Source organism: Mucilaginibacter lappiensis (assembly GCF_900155965.1).
Classification (GTDB): domain Bacteria; phylum Bacteroidota; class Bacteroidia; order Sphingobacteriales; family Sphingobacteriaceae; genus Mucilaginibacter; species Mucilaginibacter lappiensis.
Genome location: NZ_FTMG01000010.1, coordinates 92,296 through 113,738 on the forward strand (window position 1 = coordinate 92,296; position 21,443 = coordinate 113,738).

12 protein-coding genes are annotated in these 21,443 nt (G+C 43.6%); 8 read left to right on the forward strand and 4 right to left on the reverse strand.

The annotated features are described in order from the left end of the window. Window positions 1–89: 89 nt before the first annotated feature. Window positions 90–563: a hypothetical protein gene (locus BW976_RS18390; protein ID WP_139332339.1), complete on the forward strand. Its 474-nt coding sequence runs from the start codon at window positions 90–92 to the stop codon at window positions 561–563. Window positions 564–592: 29 nt separating this feature from the next. Here the strand turns inward: BW976_RS18390 and BW976_RS18395 are convergent, their stop codons facing one another. Beyond that, window positions 593–868, reverse strand: coding sequence for a DUF4342 domain-containing protein (locus BW976_RS18395; RefSeq protein WP_076375133.1), 276 nt, complete (start codon window positions 866–868; stop codon window positions 593–595). A gap of 349 nt (window positions 869–1,217) precedes the next feature. Here BW976_RS18395 and BW976_RS18400 point away from each other — a divergent pair, with 349 nt between their 5' ends. Further along, window positions 1,218–3,497, forward strand: coding sequence for a glycoside hydrolase family 3 N-terminal domain-containing protein (locus tag BW976_RS18400; RefSeq protein WP_076375135.1), 2,280 nt, complete (start codon window positions 1,218–1,220; stop codon window positions 3,495–3,497). 31 nt (window positions 3,498–3,528) lie between these two features. Here BW976_RS18400 and BW976_RS18405 read toward each other — a convergent pair whose 3' ends face one another. Both BW976_RS18405 and mgtE read right to left on the reverse strand, forming a co-directional pair. After that, on the reverse strand, window positions 3,529–5,142 hold the full coding sequence (locus BW976_RS18405) for a serine hydrolase domain-containing protein (RefSeq protein ID WP_076375137.1): 1,614 nt from the start codon (window positions 5,140–5,142) through the stop codon (window positions 3,529–3,531). A gap of 136 nt (window positions 5,143–5,278) precedes the next feature. Further along, window positions 5,279–6,655 (reverse strand): magnesium transporter, encoded by a 1,377-nt coding sequence (gene mgtE / locus BW976_RS18410; protein ID WP_076375369.1) that lies wholly within the window; start codon window positions 6,653–6,655, stop codon window positions 5,279–5,281. Window positions 6,656–6,871: 216 nt separating this feature from the next. Here mgtE and BW976_RS18415 point away from each other — a divergent pair, with 216 nt between their 5' ends. Genes BW976_RS18415 through BW976_RS18430 form a run of 4 tightly spaced genes read left to right on the forward strand, consistent with a single transcriptional unit; the run spans window position 6,872 to window position 15,894 of the window. After that, a complete protein-coding gene (locus BW976_RS18415) occupies window positions 6,872–9,592 on the forward strand; it encodes a GH116 family glycosyl hydrolase (RefSeq protein ID WP_076375139.1) in 2,721 nt (906 codons plus the stop codon). Window positions 9,593–9,622: 30 nt separating this feature from the next. Beyond that, on the forward strand, window positions 9,623–11,980 hold the full coding sequence (locus BW976_RS18420; RefSeq protein WP_217696277.1) for a family 20 glycosylhydrolase: 2,358 nt from the start codon (window positions 9,623–9,625) through the stop codon (window positions 11,978–11,980). A 32-nt stretch (window positions 11,981–12,012) separates the two neighbouring features. Continuing rightward, a complete protein-coding gene (locus BW976_RS18425) occupies window positions 12,013–13,695 on the forward strand; it encodes a DUF4091 domain-containing protein (protein ID WP_076375142.1) in 1,683 nt (560 codons plus the stop codon). Between the two features lie 9 nt (window positions 13,696–13,704). Next, on the forward strand, window positions 13,705–15,894 hold the full coding sequence (locus tag BW976_RS18430; RefSeq protein WP_217696278.1) for an alpha-galactosidase: 2,190 nt from the start codon (window positions 13,705–13,707) through the stop codon (window positions 15,892–15,894). Between the two features lie 421 nt (window positions 15,895–16,315). Here BW976_RS18430 and BW976_RS18440 read toward each other — a convergent pair whose 3' ends face one another. Continuing rightward, entirely contained in the window at window positions 16,316–16,675 is a 360-nt protein-coding gene (locus BW976_RS18440) for a DUF1304 domain-containing protein (RefSeq protein ID WP_076375146.1), read from the reverse strand. Window positions 16,676–17,005: 330 nt separating this feature from the next. Here BW976_RS18440 and BW976_RS18445 point away from each other — a divergent pair, with 330 nt between their 5' ends. Together BW976_RS18445 and BW976_RS18450 are read left to right on the forward strand one after the other, a co-directional pair. Then, window positions 17,006–18,241 (forward strand): ROK family protein, encoded by a 1,236-nt coding sequence (locus BW976_RS18445; protein WP_076375148.1) that lies wholly within the window; start codon window positions 17,006–17,008, stop codon window positions 18,239–18,241. A gap of 45 nt (window positions 18,242–18,286) precedes the next feature. After that, entirely contained in the window at window positions 18,287–21,439 is a 3,153-nt protein-coding gene (locus BW976_RS18450; protein WP_084192265.1) for a SusC/RagA family TonB-linked outer membrane protein, read from the forward strand. Window positions 21,440–21,443: the final 4 nt, after the last annotated feature.

Here is a 21,443-nt window from a genome sequence, read left to right on the forward strand (position 1 = left end):
TTCTTCCGAGCTTTTTCCTATAAAGATTGATATCAACGATAATGCAGGCAAATCGCAAATAATCGCAAATTATTGCGAAGTTTGTGGTAATGACGGAATTGAATGAATATGAGTGTGAAATGCTGGACGCGATGCTGGAGGCTTTTGGTATACCGGACAGTTTGACACGCACACAATTGCTCAAGCTTTTTGACGGGGATGAAGCCACTGCCTTTGCCATGGTGCAAATATTATCATGGGAGGGGCTCATCAAGGAGTCTGGCAATCATGGTGACTATGAACTGCCCGAGAAACTGATACTGAAGCCGAAGGGCGAAAAATTTCTTAAAGATGGCGGCTTTAGCCGGCGTTACCAGTTGGAGCAGCAAAAGCCCGTAGAGGTTGGCGGTACGCTGGTTAAATTGCAGCAGCAAAATATGCGCTTACAAACCGAAAAGCTGGCCAATCAGTCCGAAATATCCCGCCTTGAAAAACAAATCAATAGCTACCGCACCAGGCAATATATTTGGTGGGCGCTTATCGCTATTGCTTTAATCCTGGGTTACTGGCTGGGCCATCGGTAGTAGCGTTCACCCGGGAATTAATTTATTATTTAATTAACAGGCTCAACACCTTTCTCTGTATCGTCGTCATCCTCCCTTTCAACGGTGATGGTGCATTCGGTCACCAGGGCAGCCAGCGTACCTACGGCAGCGAATACTGGCGCCAGTATAACACCCAGCAAACCTACGCTTAAAGGAAAACTCATCAGTTCCTTACCGCTCTTGTCGTTAATCGTGATCCGGCTTACATTGCCTTCATGAACCAGCTCTTTTATTTTTCCCAGCAGGGCCCCGCCACTGATGGAAAATGATTCTTTTTTACCCATTTGCAGAAAATTTATGATTTGGTTATTGGATGGTCATCACCAGGTTTTGTTACAAGGCCTGGCCTTAACAAGTTTTAAATAAATAAGCTGTATGATTCGTCCGTTAAACATTCACGATCATTTTATGGTCAATAAGAAGATAAAATATTGCTACATGGAGGCAATTAAAGCTTGTACTTTCATTAATTTTACTATTTTCGCAATCGATTGTGAAAGTCTTTTAATGTGTTTTCAATTACCCCGTTGATATGATGCAGTTACTTTATAAAATTGATGGTTCAGGCACTACCGTCGAATGTTTTTACAGTTCATTCATCCTCATTTTGTCTATATCCCTAATTAATTCCTGATGAAAAAAACATTTATGCTGATCGCATTACTAGCTTTAGCAACCGGTCAATCTTTTGGCGCTTTACCTACTAAAGCAGATACGCCTTTATATAAAAACAGTAAGGCTTCGGTTAACGATCGCGTAGCAGATCTGTTATCGAGGATGACTTTACAGGAAAAGATCCAGCAATTGCAAAACCGGGCTTCGGGAAGGACTGCCGATATTGAAAATATTTTCAAAGGCAACAGCTACGGCTGTACTCACGAAATGAACAGGACCGCGGCCGAATGTGCCGATATGTATCAGAAATTGCAAACCTATATGCTCACCAAAACCCGGCTGGGCATACCTATTCTTACCGCAGCCGAAGGTATTGAAGGTGTATTGCAAAATAATTGTACCATTTACCCGCACGAATTAGCGCAAGGCAGCACTTTTAATCCGGCGCTTATTCGCCGAATGACGGAAAGCGCCGGGGCCGAAGCCAACGCTATAGGCATCCATCAGATACTTTCGCCAGTGTTGGATATTGCCCGGGAGTTAAGATGGGGACGAATTGAGGAAACCTTTGGCGAAGACCCGTATCTAATAGCCGAAATGGGCGTGGCCTTTGTTAATGGCTATCAAAAATACCCCATCACCTGTACTCCAAAACACTTTATGGCGCATGGCAGTCCTTCGGGCGGTTTAAACTGTGCCAACGTAAGCGGCGGCGAAAGGGAGTTGCGGAGCCTGTATATGTACCCTTTTAAACGGGTCATAGCAGAAACCAACCCTTTATCGGTGATGTCATGTTATAGCTCCTATGATGGTGTGGCACTTTCGGGCTCGCATTATTATATGACGGATATATTGCGCAACGAACTTGGCTTTAAAGGGTATGTCTACTCTGACTGGGGTTCGGTTGATCGTCTGCAGACTTTTCATCACGCGGTTGAAACCCAGGAAGACGCCGCCAAAATGGCTTTAATAGCTGGTATCGACCTGGATGTTGACGGTGCTTACGAAACGCTGGAAAAAATGGTGGGTAGCGGTAAATTAGACAAGAAATATATTGATCAGGCGGTGAGGAGAGTTTTAACGGTGAAGTTTACCCTGGGTTTGTTTGATCACCCTTACGGTGATCCGGCCAAGGTAAGTAAGGTGGTTCACAGCGCGGCGAATATCGCCATGTCAAAAGAGGTGGCAGACGAAAGCGCCATTCTGGTTAAGAACAGCAACAACATTTTGCCTTTGAACTTATCTAAATACAAATCAATAGCGGTGGTAGGCCCCAACAGTAATCAAACCATTTTTGGCGATTACTCCTGGACCACAAGAGATACCAAAGAGGGTGTAACCCTGCTGCGGGGACTTAAAAATGTTATCGGTAATAAAGTCATTATACGTAATGTAGAAGGCTGCGACTGGTGGAGCCAAAACAAAAGCAATATACAGGAAGCGGTAAAGGCCGTTGAGGCAAGCGACATCGCTATAGTAGCTATTGGAACGCGCAGCACGTATTTGGGTCGTAGCCCTAAATATTCTACCGCTGGCGAAGGGTTTGATCTTTCGTCATTGGAGTTGCCGGGCGTACAGGAAGATCTGCTGAAAGCGATAAAGGCTACCGGAAAACCAATGATTGTGGTATTTATATCGGGTAAGCCGCTGGCTATGCCCTGGGTAAAAGACAATGCCGATGCTGTGCTTGTTCAATGGTATGGCGGCGAACAGCAGGGCCGCACCCTGGCCGATATCCTGACCGGGGCTGTAAACCCATCGGGCAGATTGAATGTATCTTTCCCGAGAAGTACTGGGAATACCCCATGCTTCTATAATCATTATGTAACTGATAGGGAAGAGCCTTTTGACGGCCCGGGTACACCAGAAAGCCCTAATATGCACTACATTTTTGATAAGCCCGAGCCTTTATGGAACTTTGGTTATGGCTTAAGCTATACCAGTTTTAAATACGTAAGCTGTTCATTGGCCGATTCTGTTTTCTCGGTAGCAGGCGGAACAATTAAGGTTGAGGTAGAAGTGGAAAATACAGGCACTCGTGATGGTAAAGAAGTGGTTCAATTATATGTGCATGATAAATTCAGCTCTGTAGCTACACCGGTAAAACAACTTAAGGCATTTAAAAAGCAATTGATCAAAGTTGGCAAACGTGAAAAGATCATTCTTACCGTTCCTGTTTCAGAATTGGGTTTGTACAACGAAAGAATGCAGTACGTTGTTGAACCAGGCGAATTTGAGATCCAAATTGGCAGCTCATCAAATAATATTTATTTTAACAAAACCATTACGGTGAAATAGAGAGTTTATATTGCTTAAATGGTGATGGGCCTTATTGTTGCATTTTTACAAACGTTACATTTCTTGCTCTGCTAACAGAGATTTTAAACCCAGTGATTTTATTGCCGGCATCCCTTGTAAAATATACATCATCACCGTCGTAGCCTTTGAAGCCATCGTAATAAGTAGGGTTAATGGGTTCGTCGTTTACCGGGTCAATATGGAGGGTAAGTTTGCCGTTTTTGAGTATAACTATATACTTGCTTTCTGTTTCGGAAGAATAATATACACCGGTATAGGCTTTAAGGTAATCCTCGCCGTTGTCTGCAACTTTTACCGCGGCATAAACAGTGGTATCCTTGGTTTTTGAGATATGGATAAGACCCTTATCGTTGAATATTACTTGCTCTCCGTTTGCGGTAAATGAGTTACGCCCAACAGGCCTGAGTTTAAAGCGCGCTGTACGCAAAGTATCGTTTTTTATCATCAATTGCAGACCATTGCCGGTTTTTTGGTTGCGGTACCATCCCGTAAAAGCCTTGAGCTGATCGACTGACATTGGGTAAGCAGGAGGTGTTGCCTGTGCGGTGTGGACTTCCTTGTTTGGGACAAACAGATCCTCTACCCGGTGGATCATTCCAAAGTCGACATCCGAAACATTACTTAAAAAAGCGATAGATAGCTTTAGTTGCGGATAACACAACAGGAAGGATCGGTAACCCGCTGTTGCACCATCATGGTTAACATAATCCCAGCCTCGTCGCTTTTGTATAAATAAGCCCATTGCATAAGCGTTTTCTGTGCCGTTGTTCAGGTGATCAACGGCTATTTGCTGTGATAGCAGGGAAGGGCTGCCTAATTTACCGCTCCAATAATATTCGTTCCATTTTAATAGGTCTTCGGCGGTAGTCAGCAGGCCGCCATTGCCGTAGGCATATTCATTGGGCATATCGGTTTGATAACCTGTATCCAGTTTGTCATAAGCAATGGCCCGGTTTAAAACGATGTGTTTAAAATTGTCGCGCCATTGGGTATGTGTCATCCCGGCGGGTTCAAAAATGTATTTACGGGTAAATTCAGCCAATTCCATGCCGGTGATGCGTTTTACGATCAATGCCTGCATGTTAAAGTTTGAATTGCTGTAGATAAATTCATCACCGGGTTTATTATTCAAATCTTTTTGATGAGATACAATGTAAAGAACATCATCATTGCTGTACGTTTTGGTCGATCGCGGCCAGCCTGCAATGTCCATCACAGAACCCCAATCGCGCAGTCCGCTGGTATGATGAAGCAGGTTACTTATCCTGATCACCGAACCATAATCCGGTATTTCGGGGAGGTATTTACGAATATCATCCTGAAGAGAAAGCTTACCTTGCTGAGCCAGCAATAAAATAGCCGCCGCTGTAAATTGTTTGGACACTGATCCCGCTTCTGTTACAGATGCGGTGGTTAAACGCACCTGGTGTTCCAGATCAGCCATACCCCATGCTTTGGAATAAATAATCACTCCATTCCTGCTGATAGCCAGCTCACATCCCGGATTTTGCGGCTGGTAGGTGCTGAATATTTTATCTATTTGCGCCAGGGTGTCCTGCAAAGTTTGGGCATGGGCAAAGGAGGAGATTAATGCTAAAGCAATAAAAGCAACGATCTTTTTCATAGATAATGTTGAGTGATGCATAAAGGTATAGAATATTCAAACTTATTTGTAGACGCATCCATTATCAAATAGGTGACAAATAGGATAAGTATCCCCACAGGGTATCTGAAAAGGCCCCGTGGGAGATATAAAATAGTTATAACAAAGTGCCTTTTAACATAATAGCTGCGATGCTGAAATAGATTACCAATCCGGTTACGTCTACCAGCGTAGCTACAAACGGAGCCGAAGAGGTGGCTGGGTCCAATTTTAATCTTTTTAGCACCATCGGGATCATGGAACCGCTTAAAGTTCCCCATAATACGATACCTATCAGCGAGAAGAATATGGTGATGGCCATGAGTTGCCAATGTTGCCCGTAATTGTACCAATGCAAATATTGCCAGAGGGTAATGCGCAAAAAGCCGATAGCACCCAGGATAGTACCCAGGCATAACCCCGATAATATTTCCCGCTTCATCACATACCACCAATCTTTTACCGATAGTTCTTTTACCGCCATAGCCCTTATGATGAGCGTTGCCGCCTGCGATCCACTATTACCGCCACTGGAAATAACTAAGGGTACAAACAGAGCCAGCACCACCGCTTTGGCAATTTCAACCTCAAAATAGCCCATGGCGGTGGCCGTTAACATTTCACTCAAAAACAAGATGATAAGCCACCCCGCCCTCTTTTTGATTAACGAGAAGATGGGTGTATGTACATAAGGGTATTCCAAAGATTCTACACCACCAAAGCGCTGCATTTCGCGCGTGTCCCGCTGTTCTTCTACATCCAGCACATCATCAATACTTACCAGGCCCAGTAAAAGATCATCATTATTAACAACAGGCAGCACTGTGCGGTCATACTCTTTAAATTTAGCAATGGCCTCCTCCGTGCTTTCTTCCATGTGCAGCTGTAAACAAACCCCATCCATAATATCACCGATCAACTTATTGGGTTCATTTAATACCAGGCGCCTCACCGGGATATCGTCCAATAATTTACCCTGACCATCTACCACATAGATCACGTTGGCAATATCCGTATCGGCATGATTTTTTCGTAAGTATTCATTGGCTTCGGCAATGGTCATGTCTGCTGTTACGGTAGCAAAATCATTGTTAACCAGGCGCGCGATACTTTGCCGGGGATAACCCAGCGTATCCTGTGTTTCCTTTTTATGATCATCGTCCAGGTACTCCAGGTATTTCGAGCGTTCCAGCGTATTTAACGAAATGAAAAAGCTGTAGCGGTCGGTAGAGTTCAATTGGTTCAGGATCCTGGCCGACTCCACTCCTGGTAAACGTTGAATGATCTTTCGCTGTAAGAAATGGGTGATATAAGGAAATAAGGTTACCTTTTTCTTATCGGCGAAGGCCTCAAAAGAATTAAAAGCGATATCGGCAGGAAGCGAGTTTAATATTTTAGCCACATCCGTAGGGTGGATTTCGGTATTGGTTCCTTTATAAAACAACGATTTCAGATCGCCGCTGATGATTTTATCTTTAATTTCTGTTAAATTCATAGATGTTTGGGTAATAGCTAAACGAATATATCCAGTTATACCTAAATAAATACCTAACCACAAATCATTTTATTGAAATTTTAAATATCCATGGTTGTTGCTTCCTGATTTTATGATCACGCAAACGTTTGTTTAATAGTTATATATCCTACTGATAATATTGATATTAGAAAAGCCAAATGCGGGTTTATACAAGACCTGAAAACCTATTAAAATATGCAGAAGAAACCTATCCACCGTAGAGATTTTATTAAAAAAACTGGCCTGCTGACCGCTGGTTTAGCTGCTGTGCAGTTTCCGGCATGGAGCAGGTATGTGTTTGCGCCAGGCTATCCGTTGCATAACATACCCGAGCGGAAAAATATTGATCCTGCATGGATAAAGTCGCTATACGACAGGGGAGAAGCAACAGCATATTATAAAAGTAAAAACGAGCTTAAATATATCGGTATGCCCGTAGGAGGGCTGCATGCCGGAACTGTTTATGCCGGTGGCGACGGCAGGCTTTGGCTATGGCAAATTTATAATGAAACCTTTGAGGGCAGCCACGAAGGAATTGAATCCAAAGCCGTAAAATGGAACGACGGTACATCAGAACGAACTATACAGGCAAGGGATGGATCTGCCTATATAGAACCTGCTATAGCTAACAACCTGCGGGTATTGGAGCAGGGCTTCGCCGTAAAAGTAGTTGTTGATGGGAAAACGTTTATCAAAGAATTGAATGAGGATCAGTGGGACGAGATTATCTTTAAACCTGCATACCCCATAGCCACGGTAGAATACAAAAGCAAAGATTTTCCGGTAGCGGTGAGTTTAAAAATATACCCGCCGTTTATTCCGCTGGATGCAGAAAACTCAGCCTTGCCTGCTACCATTTTAAGGCTTACGGTAAACAATAGTACGAATAGTCCGATCCCGGTTTCGGTATTGGGCTGGATGGAGAACGGAGCCAACAAACTCTCCGGGAAAGAGGGTACAGGGAAACGGGTTAATACCGTGCAGAAAACAAGTGAAGCAACCAGCGTCTTTTCGTCATTTGATACGGCTAACGAAGCGTTAAAAAAGACGCAGGACTACGGTACCATGTGTTTCACCCTGCACAAGGATAACGCTAAAGGCATAGCAAATATATCGCCCTGGCCGGTTACAGAACAGCATTTTGAGCTGCCAGTTATGGAATCAGCGAGTGCAGATGCACCGGAAAAACTGGTAAGCGGTATATTCATAAAACAGGATCTTGCTCCAGGTAAATCATTCACCGCAGATTATTCCATCAGCTGGCATTTTAACAATCCGCATCCAAAACTGAAAAACTTGGTGAAAGACGCGGAAGGGGGCTTTCACTATGGCGCGCGCTTTAAAGATGCCCGTGAGGTGAGCCAGTACCTGGATACCAATTTTGAAAAGCTAGGCACCATAACAGAGCTATGGAGCGCCACATGGAATAACTCCACCCTGCCGCAATGGTTTCTGGAGCGCACGTTTGTCAATATTGGCACGCTGGCCACCGCCAATACCTATCGTTTTGCGGATGGCCGGTTTTGGAGTTGGGAAGGGGTGGGGGCTTGCCCCGGCACCTGTACACACGTATGGCAATATGCGCATTCGGTTGCCCGTATATTCCCGGAACTGGAAAGAGACCTCAGGCAGCGGGTTGACCTGGGTGTTGGTTTTAAGGAAGACACCGGTGCCATCCTTTTCCGAGGTGAGGACGAAACCCACCCGGCCATCGACGGACAAGCCGGAACCATACTCCGCTTTTATCGTGAACACCAGATGAGTGCCGATAATACCTTCCTGCAAGCCAACTGGCCCAAGATCAAGAAAGCAGTACAGTTTATGCTGACCCAGGATAAGAACGGCGACGGCATGACCGACAGCCCTATGGAAAATACCCTCGACGCGGTTTGGGAAGGGGAAATTGCCTGGATAGTTGGCCTTTGTATAGCCGCTGCCAGTGCCGCCCACGCTATGGCAGTTGAGATGAACGACCAGCCCTTTGCAAACGTTTGTGCACAGTATGTAGCCAAGGGTAGCAAAAATATGGAGCAGGAATTGTTTAACGGCGAGTATTTTATCCATCGACCGGATGCGGTTAAGGGGCGTAAAGAACTGGGATCATACAATACCTGTCATATCGACCAGGTTTACGGGCAAAGCTGGGCCTTCCAGGTAGGCTTGCCGCGGATCATCAGTAAGGAGAAATCAACATCGGCGCTTAAAGCTTTATGGAAATACAATTTTACTACAGATGTGGGACCTTATATCAAAACGCATACCGGCGGCAGGCCCTATGCTTTGCCCGGCGAAGGCGGGATGATCATGAACACCAATCCGCATAATGAGCCCAAACCTTACGGCGAAAATACCACCTGGCAGCTGGGCTATTTTCATGAATGTATGAGCGGCTTTGAACACCAGGTTGCTGCCCACCTCATGGCCGAGGGCATGGTAGACGAAAGCCTGATCCTCACCCGGGTTATTCATGAGCGTTACCACGCCGCCAAAAGAAATCCTTTTAATGAAATAGAATGTAGTGACCATTACGCCCGCGCCATGGCCAGTTACGGCACCTTTATTACCGCTTGTGGCTTTGAATATCATGGTCCGAAGGCTTATATCAGGTTTGCGCCCAAATGGAACAGCACCAATTTTAAAGCGCCCTTCACCACCGCCGAGGGCTGGGGTACTTACACCCAAAGGCTAAGTGGAGCAAAGCAAACCCATAATCTGGAATTAAAGTACGGCAAACTGGAGCTTAAAGATATTGTCCTTGAAAATATCGCTGGAGGCAAAGTCAGTTCGGTAGCGGTAACACTGGGCGCGGTCCATGTTCCTGCAAACCTGAAGCAGGAGAGTAATACCCTGCTATTATCTTTTAATAAAAAGATCACCATCACCAAGAATCAAACTTTAAATATCATTTTCTCCTGATTACCATCAACAGAAACATTAAACAATAGCATGTCCGTACTAAAACTATCACATCTTTCCAAGACTTTATTACCCGCAATCCTGTTCCTATCAGAGCTTGGCTTCGCTCAAACAAAAAACAAAACAGTTCCGGCCGTACCGGAAGTCCGCGCTATACAACGCGGTGATAAAAGGATCGTTGCTCCTCAGGCTCCCGAAGGATATCACCTGTTGTTTAAAGGCAGTGACCGTTCACCTATCATTGATAGTACAGGGGCAATTAATAGCCCTTTAGTGGACAGCAAAGTGAACCTGTATTTTCAACTGATCAGCAACCAAATGGATACGCTCAAATACGATGTTTCTAAACAGGTAACCGTTCCCGGGAAATTTGCTGGCAAGGGTATCAATTCCCAGCCCTTTATTATCCCCGCGCTGCGCGAGTGGCACGGCGGTCAGGGGAATTATGTGTTAACATCTTCCGACCGGATAGTACTACATACTGCAAACAGAAATGTACTGCAAAAAGTAGCCGCCATTTTAAAACGAGAGATCAAAGAACAAACAGGATTAAGTTTATCCATAGTAACCGGCAAGCCCGAAAAGGGAGATATCTTTTTAACCCTGCAGGAACCGGATAAAAGCATTGGCGAAGAGGGTTATTATTTTAAGGTTGGCGAATATGTTACCATTAGCTCTCTTAAATACGAGGGACTATTCTGGGGTACACGTACTTTGTTGCAGTTATTGGAGCATCAAACCAGCATCCCCAAAGGCATCGCCCGTGATTATCCCGAATTTAAAGTGAGGGGTTTTGTACTGGATGATGGCCGTAAGTTTTTTAGTCTGCAATTTTTACGCAACTATGTAAAACTGATGTCCTACTATAAAATGAACGATTTTCAGATCCATTTGAATGATAATGGCTTCAAAAAATACTTTAATAACAGCTGGGACAGCACCTATTCGGCTTTTCGCCTGGAGAACGCCACCTACCCCGGTCTTACCGCCAAAGATGGCTCGTACACCAAAAAGGAGTTCATTCAATTACAGCAATTAGCCAACGACTATGCCGTACGCATCATTCCCGAAATAGATGTGCCCGCGCATGCCCTCGCCTTCACCAAAGTAGTTCCTGAAACCGGCAGTAAACTGTACGGCATGGATCACCTTGATTTGCACAACCCGCTTACCTATACCGTTATTGAGAATATACTGAAGGAATATATAGGTGGCGATCATCCGGTATTTACAGGTAAAGAAGTCCATATTGGCACCGACGAATATGCCAAAAAAGACGCCGAAGCTTTCCGTGCCTTTACCGATCATTTTATCAAATACGTACAAGGTTTTGGAAAAAATGTAAGGGTTTGGGGAGCGCTGACCCATGCCGCGGGCACCACGCCCGTAACCGTTAAAAACGTCACCATGAATACCTGGTATAATGGTTATGCCAACCCTGTCGACATGAAAAAGTTGGGTTATCAACAGATCAGCACGCCCGACGGCTGGCTATACATTGTCCCCGCCGCAGGCTATTATTATGATTATCTGGATTATAAAAACATTTACGACAACTGGACACCATCCATGATTGGTGATGTGCACTTCCCGCCCGGCGACCCTACTATTATTGGCGGCTCTTTTGCCGAATGGAATGATATTGTAGGCAATGGCATCAGCGAAAAAGATGTGAACGATCGGGTATTTCCGGCGATGCAGGTTTTATCGCAAAAAATGTGGGATGGAAATCACACCGAAAACGCCTATCCCGATTTTGCCGTAGCCAGTAAACATATTGGCGAAGGTCCGGCTGTAAATATCAGGGGTAGGATAAGTAGAACAGATAGCACCTTTGTTACCCGTTTTACATTTGATAAAGCCGACCGCCGGTTACAGCTTCAGGGAGTTACCTATACTAAAGGCATAAAAGGGCAGGCTCTGGCCTTCTCGGGTGATAAAAGTATGGCTACGTTGCCATATCCGGAGATCGGTTATAATTATACCGTTTCCTTTTGGATCAATCCAGCCGATAACCTCTCAGATGATGTGACATTATTCAAAGGCCCCAACTCTGTAGTGAAATTAAAACAGGGCAACACCGGCAAATTAGGCTTCTCGCGGGACGGTTACAACTTCGATTTTGATTATGCCGTTCCCGGAAATGTTTGGACGCATGTGGTGATTTCCGGCACTAATAAAGGAACAAGCTTGTATATCAATGGTCAGCTGCAAAAGAAACTATATGACGATTGGATCCAGTTTACCGATAAAGAAAAAACAAAGATGCGCAAGGTAGAAACCCTGTTTTTCCCGCTGAGGGAGATAGGCGGTTTCCACGGTAAAATAGATGAGCTGCAAATATGGGGCAGGGCGCTATCCGACCAGGAAATCGCGAATGATAAATAGCCCTGAGTCATCAATAGAATTAAAAGAATATCATGATCAAAAGAATTACAATCCTCTTATTCCTACTTGGTGGCCTAACAAACCTCCAGGCGCAAAGTATCAAATTAGTCGACCCTTTAGAGCCCATCTACCCCGATACCAATCACGTAGAGCAATACACTGCTAACTACCGGGAGGATTTCCCCCTGAATACCAATGCCGATGTTCATGTGCTGATCGAAACTGACCCGGGAAGCAACATATCTGTATCCGCTGATATCAATAAACATCGGGTGCCGTTATCGGCCTGGAGCCAGCTATTGGATGTCCCCGTAGAGCGGAATACAGGCTTAACCGGCAGAACCGAGATCTATAATCATAAGATCAACCCTTATGTTATCCGCCGCGCGCCTTTTCGTATTTATGAAGCTATTCAGCCACTTAAGCAGGCTCAGGTAGTAAGCAGCAATAAATTCACCGCGTTAAGATTGAGTATCGACAGGTCGCTGATTTCCAAAGCCGGGGACTATACCTGTCATATTCTGGTTAAAGGAAAAGGTTGGCAGCGTAAGGCTTTGTTCACCATCAAAGTTTATCCTGTAAAACTGCCCTCGGTGGCCGATCAGCATTTTTTCTACACCAACTGGTTCAATATGGTGCAGATGGAAAAACGCCAGCATGTAGAGCGCTGGACAAAAGACTGGTTTGCCATGCTCGATAAGTACGCGAAGTTGATGGCGCATGGCCGTCAAAATTGTATCAATATTCCAGACGAGCTGTTGAGCTATCGTGATAACCACATCGCCCTGGACGAAAAACGGCTGCTGGATTTTATAGCTGTTTTCAGGAAATATGGTTTTAAATATTTTGAATCGCCCCACATCATGTATCGTGGTGATAATGACGATTGGAACGATCCGGAATTGAAAGTTTCCCTGACCAAGAGGCGATACCATACCCCGGAAGCCAAACAGGATGTGGATACCATGGTGCATTTAATTAAAAACTTTTGCGTTAAAAATAACCTGGAACATAGCTGGCTGCAGCATATCTCCGACGAGCCCAAGCAAGTACAGGCCAAGTGTTACCGGGAGGTAGTGGCACAAGTACGATCCATATATCCGGCTATAAAAATTATGGAGGCCACAAATGACAGGGACAGCCTGGCCGGCAGTGTGGACCTATGGTGCCCCACCATTGATGATTACCAGGAAAACCAGGCTTTTTTTGATGAGCGGAAAAAGCATAACGAAAACGTATTGGTGTATACCTGTTTAACACCCGGCGGCAAATGGCTCAACCGCACGCTTGATGAGGAAAGATTACGGCAGGTGTACTTTGGCTGGGCCGCTGCTAAATACAACACTTTAGGCTTTCTGCACTGGGGCCTAAATCAGTACCATGTTCCCGATCCTTTACAACAAAGCGTGGTACATCACTTTGCACCGGGCGCGGCAATCAACAACGAACTCCCGGCGGGCGATACCCATATTATTTATCCCGGTGCGGATGGGCCGTTATCATCCCAGCGTTTTGAATCACACCGCATTGGTATTGAGGATTATGAGTTGTTGAGATTATTGCAAAGTAAGGACAGCACGGCCGCGGCCGGTATTATCGCTCAGATTTTTACCAGCTATAATGATTACAACGTATCCGTAAAAAAATACCGTGAGGCAAAAGCCCAATTACTGAAGGCCTTATCTGTCAATTCAACTGGATCCATCTCTAAATAAATGATCACTATGATGATATCTTCCCTTAACCTGAAACAGGCACCTGCAGCCATCATCAGTTGTTTTATGCTGATAGGATCATGTTTCCCGGTTAACGTTCAAACCAAACCACAGGCCGACTGGTTGTTGAACCCAACACCTTATAAAGCAGTGATCAAACCCTCGGCTTCTGGCAAGGAGATCACGTTGAATAACGGTTTGGTTAAAAGGATATTCAAATTGAGTCCCAATTTGGTTTGTACCGATTATACCAATCTGGTTAACGGACAGCAGTTGCTACGGTCGGTTAAGCCCGAGGCCCGTTTAACCATCAACGGCAAAAATTATAATGTAGGTGGATTGATAGGGCAGAAGGAGAACGCCTATCTTTTACCCGAATGGATTGATAATTTCAGCGCCGGTAAAAAGGATTTCCAGTTAAAACGTTTTGAGATCAGGACACTTACACCCCGGTTGAACTGGAAAAGTAAATTCTGGGCTAGCAATCATCAACAACCCGGTGGTCAGCAGATTGATTTTTATTATCAGCCCGGCGCTACTGAGTTAGCCGGATTAGAGGTTACGATAAGTTATGAACTGTATGATGGACTCCCCTTGATCATTAAATCACTTAGCATAAAAAACAAAGGCGATCAATCATTTAAGATCAACCGGGTGGTTAGTGAAGTGTTGGGCATGGTGGAGGAGCAGAGCGCCGTGGTGGGTACGCCCGCCAATATGGCCAAACCACAGGGCATATACCTCGAAACAAATTATGCCTTTAATAATGCCATGCGGTATGACCTGAGCGATCAAACTACGCATTGGAAGGCTGATTCGACTTATACCTCGCAAGTAAATTATGATTATCAGACCCCATGCCTGCTGGAGATCTACCCGGATAAGGCCCCCGGTATCGATTTGCAAAAAGGAGAAATTTTTAATTCCGTACGTACCAACGAGCTGTTAATGGATAGTTACGATCGCGAACGGCGGGGACTGGCTATCCGTACGATGTACAACACCGTAGCACCCTGGACAACCGCGAATCCCATATTTATGCATCTGGTGAGCCGTAATGATGAGGAGGTGCGAACCGCGATAGATCAATGCGCGGCAACCGGCTACGAAGCGGTGATACTAAGTTTCGGCAGTCATTGCAATATGGAAGATACCTCTGCCGCAAATATTAAAAGGTGGAAACAGCTGGCTGCTTACGCGCATGGCAAAAAGGTGTTTATAGGTGGATACTCATTATTTAGCTCCCGCAGGATAAGTGATGAGGATGATGTGATCGACCCTAAAACGGGTAAACCGGGAGGCGCCTTCTTTGGTAATGCGCCTTGTTTCGGCAGTAAATGGGGACTGGCCTATCGTGATAAAATAAAAACTTTTTATGCGCAAACCAATTTTGATATATGGGAAAATGATGGCCCATATCCGGGTGACGTATGCGCATCCACAACGCATCCGGGGCACAAAGGCTTGGATGATTCGCAATGGCAGCAAATGGAGATCCAAAAGGAACTTTATCATTCCCTGCATTCAAAAGGGGTATATATCAATGCGCCCGATTGGTATTTTTTAGATGGAACCAACAAAATAGGCATCGGCTATCGCGAAGTGAATTTTTCGCTGCCGCGCGAAAACCAGATGATCCTGAACCGGCAAAATATTTTTGACGGCACCTGGGAAAAAACGGCCTCCATGAGCTGGGGATTTGTACCGCTCACCAAATACCAGGGCGGCGGCCCGGAAGCGTTACTGGAGCCATTGAAAGACCACCTGAAAGATTACGAACAATTGATGGCGCAGTATTACGGAGCAGGGGTACAAGCCTGTTATCGAGGTCCGCGGCTGTATGATACCGAAACCACTAAGCAAACGGTTATCAAAGTGATTAACTGGTATAAAAAATATCGCGATATCCTCAACTCGCAGATCATTCACCTGCGCCGTGCCGATGGCCGCGATTGGGACGGTATTTTACACGTTAACCCTAACCTACAAACCAAAGGAATGCTCATGCTGTATAACCCGTTGAAGCAAGCCATTACCCGTACCATCACTATCCCGTTGTATTATAACGGACTGACCAGCACAGCTACGGTTCAGGAACAGGAGGGCCCAGCGAAAAAGTATACGCTGAGCCGTGACTATAAAATAACCTGCACTTTTACCCTGAAACCAGAAAGCTATACCTGGGTTCAGATCAGGTGATGGCGAGATGGAGCAAGGATTTAAGGAGTAAGGAATAAGGACTTTTTTTGGAGCAAAGATCAAGGATAGAAGGAACGAAGAGTAAGGATAGAAGGGCAAGGAAAATCTTTGCTCCTTGTTGCCAAAAAATCTTTACTCCAAAAATCTCCCTAATATTTCGTATATTTATATCTATACCAGCCCGGTTCATATTTAATGATGAACCGGGCTGTTTGGTTAAAGGGAAAATAAGACCAAAAATTGATCGATTTGTATGTATATATTTGAATATCAATTATTTAATACTTTTTAAGCCTTGCAAAACCCATCAAAAATTTGTTAAAATGGCGTTAAAATTTAATTAAAGCGGGCAATTACTAAGCCTTTTCGCCCTGGTTTTGACTAAAAAAGTGTTAAAATTAAAGGTTTAAAAAGTTTTCTCTCACCGGATCAAAATAAGGATCATGGCCAGCAACGCGGGAACTGCCTGAATAAAGAATATCTTTTTGGTTACGGTAAGCGCACCGTAAATTCCTGCGACTGCCACACAGATCAGGAAAAATAAGGCAATATTAGTATGCCAATGGGCATCACTGATAAAAAATGTCCAGATTAAACCGGCTGCTAAAAAGCCATTATATAAACCCTGGTTGGCGGCCAAAACCTTGCTCTTTTCCAGTTCTGCCAGAGGTTTGTTAAAGGCTTTGGGGCCGCGGGTTGTCCAGGCGAACATTTCCAGCCATAGTATATAACAGTGAATAAGGGCTACCAGCCCAATGATTATTTTGATAATAAGATCCATAGGTTTAAATGATTTACATATAAATGTAATGAAATGTGCGTAATATATTGGGTCTGGATTTCTGTTATACCAATAAAGCCTTGCATTTGTTTAGTTCGACCTTCTCCACGTAAGATGAATATATAGCTTACCTTTTTGCTAAATAAGCTTAATTATTGCGAGTATTATAATTATCGTTAATAATTGTTGCAGTTTTTATTAGATAATATTATTTATATCAATCAAATTTGAAAATTATTTTATTTGTTCAAATACTTATTAAAAAAAATCAAAAAGATTGCTTAAAAATTTAGAATTAATTAATTATGTTTGGATAATAACCAATTATTTATGGAAGGTAGGCATAAGCAAATTAAAAGTGCCCAATTAAAGAGTGATATCTTAAAGCAATTGTATTTTAAAAAATCGCTTTTATATAGTGAATTAAGCGCGATTTATAATAAAAGTATTCCTGTAATAAATAAAATAATAAACCAGCTGATCAAAGAGGGGTTCGTGGCGGAAATTGGTTATGCCGCGTCAAGCGGGGGTAGAAGACCCTTGATGTATTCGGTAAAACCAGATGCTATGTACATCATGGCTATCGCGATGGATCAGTTTTCTACCCGTATGTTAATTACGGATATGCACAATAAACCGATAACGGAAGTTAAAATGATAGCGTTGTCATTAAATGATAATCCTGATGCTTTGCCACAACTGATAGAGCATATTAACAACTGTATTATAAATAGTGGCATAGATAAAACCAGGATATTGGGGATCGGTATTGGTATGCCGGGTTTCGTCAGCGTTTCTGACGGAATGAATTACTCATACCTGGATACAGGCGGTGAAAAACTAACGTCCTACATTAAAAATGCTATCGGGCTTCCGATATACATTGATAATGACTCAAGTTTAATTGCATTGGCCGAGCAAAAATTTGGTGCGGCGCGGTCAAAAGATCAGGCCATGGTCATTAACCTGGGTTGGGGAATTGGTTTAGGAATGATAGTTAACGGTACCATTTTCAGGGGAAGTGATGGTTTTGCCGGTGAATTTAGCCACATCCCTTTGTCTGAAGACGGTACGCTATGTCTCTGCGGTAAACAAGGTTGCCTGGAAGCCGAAGCATCGATGCTGGTGGTAACTAAAAGGGCGATAGAAGGTATTAAACAGGGCAAGCTATCATCCTTAAAGTCATTTATTAACGAGCCGTTGGAGGTAATCGCGAAAGCCATTTTTGATGCGATTGACATTGGCGATCAGTATGTGATAGATCTGCTTTCGGATGCAGGTTACAAAATAGGTAAAGCCCTGGCCATACTAATACATATTATGAACCCACGGGCTATAATTTTAAGTGGCAGGGGTACAAAAGCCGCTAAAATAATGCTGGCACCTATACAACAGGCGTTAAATAAATATTGTATTCCGCGTTTGGCGGCAAAAACCGAACTGCTTATTTCGTCTCTTGGTTTTGACGCCGAGCTTTTAGGCGCCGCTGCCCTGGTCATGGAATATTTAGACGATGATATTTTAACTATTCACTTTAATCAACAGCCTATGGATAAAACACGCTAAGAAAAAACAACTCAAAAAATTAAAAAATACTATAACCGCTTAATCATGAAAAAAACATTACTCGCATTAATTATGCCCTGTTTGGCTATTGGAGTCAACGCCCGCACAATGGCAGGCTTTAGGGTAGCAGATCATCTGCATTTCATTAAAAACAATGCCGGAACTTTAGCGGCAATTGACGCTATTAAAGGAACCGTGAAAGACGCCAGCGGACAACCGCTTATTGGTGTTAATATACAGGTAAAAGGAACTAGTCGGGGAACTCAGACCGATGTAAATGGTGCATTTACCGTACAAGCTAGTGCCGGGGAGGTGTTGGTTGTTAGCTATATAGGCTATGCCAAAAAAGAAGTTACCGTAGTTGGTCCGGCAGTAGCTCTTAATATTGTGCTTGCAGAAGATTCGAAAACACTGGGCGAAGTTGTGGTAACAGCTTTAGGCATTAAAAAGTCAGAAAAATCAATTACATATGCTTCGCAGCAAATAGGCGGCAGTGAGCTTACCCGTGTAAAAAGCGATAACCTGATGAACTCCCTGAATGGTAAAATTTCGGGTGTAACTATCTCGCCAAGTGCTTCCGGCGTAGGTGGTTCGGCTAAGGTTATCTTAAGGGGTAACAAATCGGCCGCAGGTAATAACCAGCCTTTATATGTAATTGATGGTATACCTATTTCAAACGGTTCCAATTCCAATGCTCAACCTACAAATACATTCGGAACGAGTGTTGGTCAGGGCGGTAGTGGTATGCCAAGTACGAATCAGGATGGTGGTGATGGTATATCAAACCTGAATCCTGATGATATCGAAAGCATTACTGTATTGAAAGGTGCGTCTGCTTCGGCATTATATGGTAGCCAGGCACAAAACGGTGTTATCCTGATCACGACCAAAAAAGGAAAAGCTGGAAAAACACAGATCAGCTTTACTTCTTCAGCGTCAATGGATCGCATTGCTTATAAACCTGAATTTCAAAATTCATATGGGCAAACCCCTAATGGAGCAGATAGCTGGGGCGATAAAATATCGAGCGGGCATGATAACCTGTCCGATTTTTATCAAACAGGAAGTAATTTTACTAATTCTATCAATCTTTCTGGTGGTTCTGACATTGCACAGACTTATTTTTCGTATGCAAATACAAATGCCAGAGGTGTTGAACCCGGCAATAAGCTGGTTCGTAATAACCTTAACTTTCGTGAAACAGGGCACTTTTTAGATAATAAGTTAACTGTTGACGGGAATATCACCTACGTTGATCAGAAGATTAATAACTCCCCAGGTTTAGGTTTGTATTTAAATCCCTTAACCGGTTTATACCTGTTCCCTCGTGGGCGTGATATTATTCCGTACAAAAATCAGTTTGAACTCCCACCGGTGCCAGTTACAGGAAACGGGGCGCCAACGCAAAACTGGCCATTTAACGAGGATATACAACAAAATCCATGGTGGGTAACCAACAGAAATCCCAATACCGCACAGCGTAACCGTATATTGATAAACGGTAGTGTTAAATATGATTTTACCAAATGGTTAAGTCTGCAGGTAAGAGGAAATCTTGATCGTTTTAATGACGTGTACCAGCAAGATCTTTTTGCAGGCACTAATCCCGTATTATCAAAATCTAATGGACAACTACTGTTGAGCAATCAAACAACAGAGCAAAAATATGGTGATGCCTTACTTACCTTTACTGTACCGAGTAAATCAGACTTTAAAGTAGATGGTGTGCTTGGTGCCAGTATAACAGATGCAAAAACATTAGGTAATGTCATTGGGCCAAACACCTCTAACGCCTATACAGGTACAGGGCTTTTGATACCCAATGTGTTCTTGCCCGAAAATTTAGTTTCTGCGGCAGGAGCTCCTCCTATTGTTACGCTTCCTGAAAACCACAATCAAATACAATCCCTATTTGCAAGTGCCAATTTAGCGTATAAAAACTGGGCTTTCCTTACGGTTACCGGTCGTAACGACTGGTCATCAAACCTGGCGTTTACACCTAATGGTTCGTACTTCTATCCTTCGGCTGGTTTGTCATTTATCTTAAACCAGATGTTTGAATTGCCTAAGGCTATTACGTATGCTAAAATCAGGGGTACCTATGCGCAAGTAGGTAACACTGTGCCTTCCTATGTAACTGATCCTTTTACTCATTTTGCTCCTGGTGGGGTTGTTTTAAATGGCAATGCTCCTTTTCATGAATTAAAACCAGAAAGGACCAAATCATTCGAATTAGGTTTCGATACCCGTTTTTTCGACGATGCTTTAACCGTTAATTTTACTTATTATAAATCAAACACGATTAATCAATTTATCCGGGTTACCCCATCAACGCTAACTACCTATACTCAGGGGTTTGTAAATGCGGGTAACGTTCAAAACTCGGGTTTTGAGTTTATGGTTGGTTATGATGTAATTAAAAATGGTTCTTTCTCCTGGAATACAGCCTTTAACGGATCTGCCAATAAAAACAAAGTAATTGATGTTGATTCAAAAGATGGTATTGATGATTTTGTATTAACACCAAACTTTAATAATACTTATGAGTCGAGGTTAACCAAGGGTGGTTCTTTTGGCGACATATATGGTGTTACAATAAAACATGATGCTCAAGGACGTATTATGCTTGGTGCCGATGGCAAGCCAATAACCGAAGATGGTTACAACTATATTGGCAATCCTAACCCAAAATTCCAATTAGGCTGGAGTAATACATTCAACTACCAAAAATTTACTTTTAGTTTCCTGGTTGACGGCAAATTTGGAGGACAGGTGTTGTCATTAACCCAGGCTGTAATGGATAAATATGGAGTTTCGAAAGTAACCGGCGATGCACGTAATGCAGGTGGTGTACCTGTTAACGCTGTTGACCCAACAGGTAAAGCAGTGAGCAGTATTGATCCTAAATTATGGTATACCACTATTGGTGGTCGTGATGGCATATCAAGTCAGTACATATATAGCGCTACCGTAGTGCGTTTGCGTGAAGTTTCATTAGGTTATACCGTTCCGCTTACCAGAAGCGTATTCAAAAGCCTGCGATTTGCAGTAACCGGCAGAAACTTGTTGTATTTCCACAAGAAAGCTCCTTATGATCCGGAGGTTACTATGTCAACAGGAAATGGCCTTTCGGGTGTAGATACCTTTAACCAGCCGGCAACACGCAATTTTGGTTTTAACCTTAATGTTACTTTGTAAATAC

Coding starts and splice junctions, on each gene's coding strand:
- BW976_RS18425 (WP_076375142.1), top strand. CDS start 12,013: ATGATCAAAAGAATTACAATCCTCTTATTCCTACTTGGTGGCCTAACA.
- BW976_RS18445 (WP_076375148.1), top strand. CDS start 17,006: ATGGAAGGTAGGCATAAGCAAATTAAAAGTGCCCAATTAAAGAGTGAT.
- mgtE (WP_076375369.1), bottom strand. CDS start 6,655: ATGAATTTAACAGAAATTAAAGATAAAATCATCAGCGGCGATCTGAAA.
- BW976_RS18415 (WP_076375139.1), top strand. CDS start 6,872: ATGCAGAAGAAACCTATCCACCGTAGAGATTTTATTAAAAAAACTGGC.
- BW976_RS18430 (WP_217696278.1), top strand. CDS start 13,705: ATGATGATATCTTCCCTTAACCTGAAACAGGCACCTGCAGCCATCATC.
- BW976_RS18420 (WP_217696277.1), top strand. CDS start 9,623: ATGTCCGTACTAAAACTATCACATCTTTCCAAGACTTTATTACCCGCA.
- BW976_RS18390 (WP_139332339.1), top strand. CDS start 90: ATGACGGAATTGAATGAATATGAGTGTGAAATGCTGGACGCGATGCTG.
- BW976_RS18440 (WP_076375146.1), bottom strand. CDS start 16,675: ATGGATCTTATTATCAAAATAATCATTGGGCTGGTAGCCCTTATTCAC.
- BW976_RS18450 (WP_084192265.1), top strand. CDS start 18,287: ATGAAAAAAACATTACTCGCATTAATTATGCCCTGTTTGGCTATTGGA.
- BW976_RS18400 (WP_076375135.1), top strand. CDS start 1,218: ATGAAAAAAACATTTATGCTGATCGCATTACTAGCTTTAGCAACCGGT.
- BW976_RS18405 (WP_076375137.1), bottom strand. CDS start 5,142: ATGAAAAAGATCGTTGCTTTTATTGCTTTAGCATTAATCTCCTCCTTT.
- BW976_RS18395 (WP_076375133.1), bottom strand. CDS start 868: ATGGGTAAAAAAGAATCATTTTCCATCAGTGGCGGGGCCCTGCTGGGA.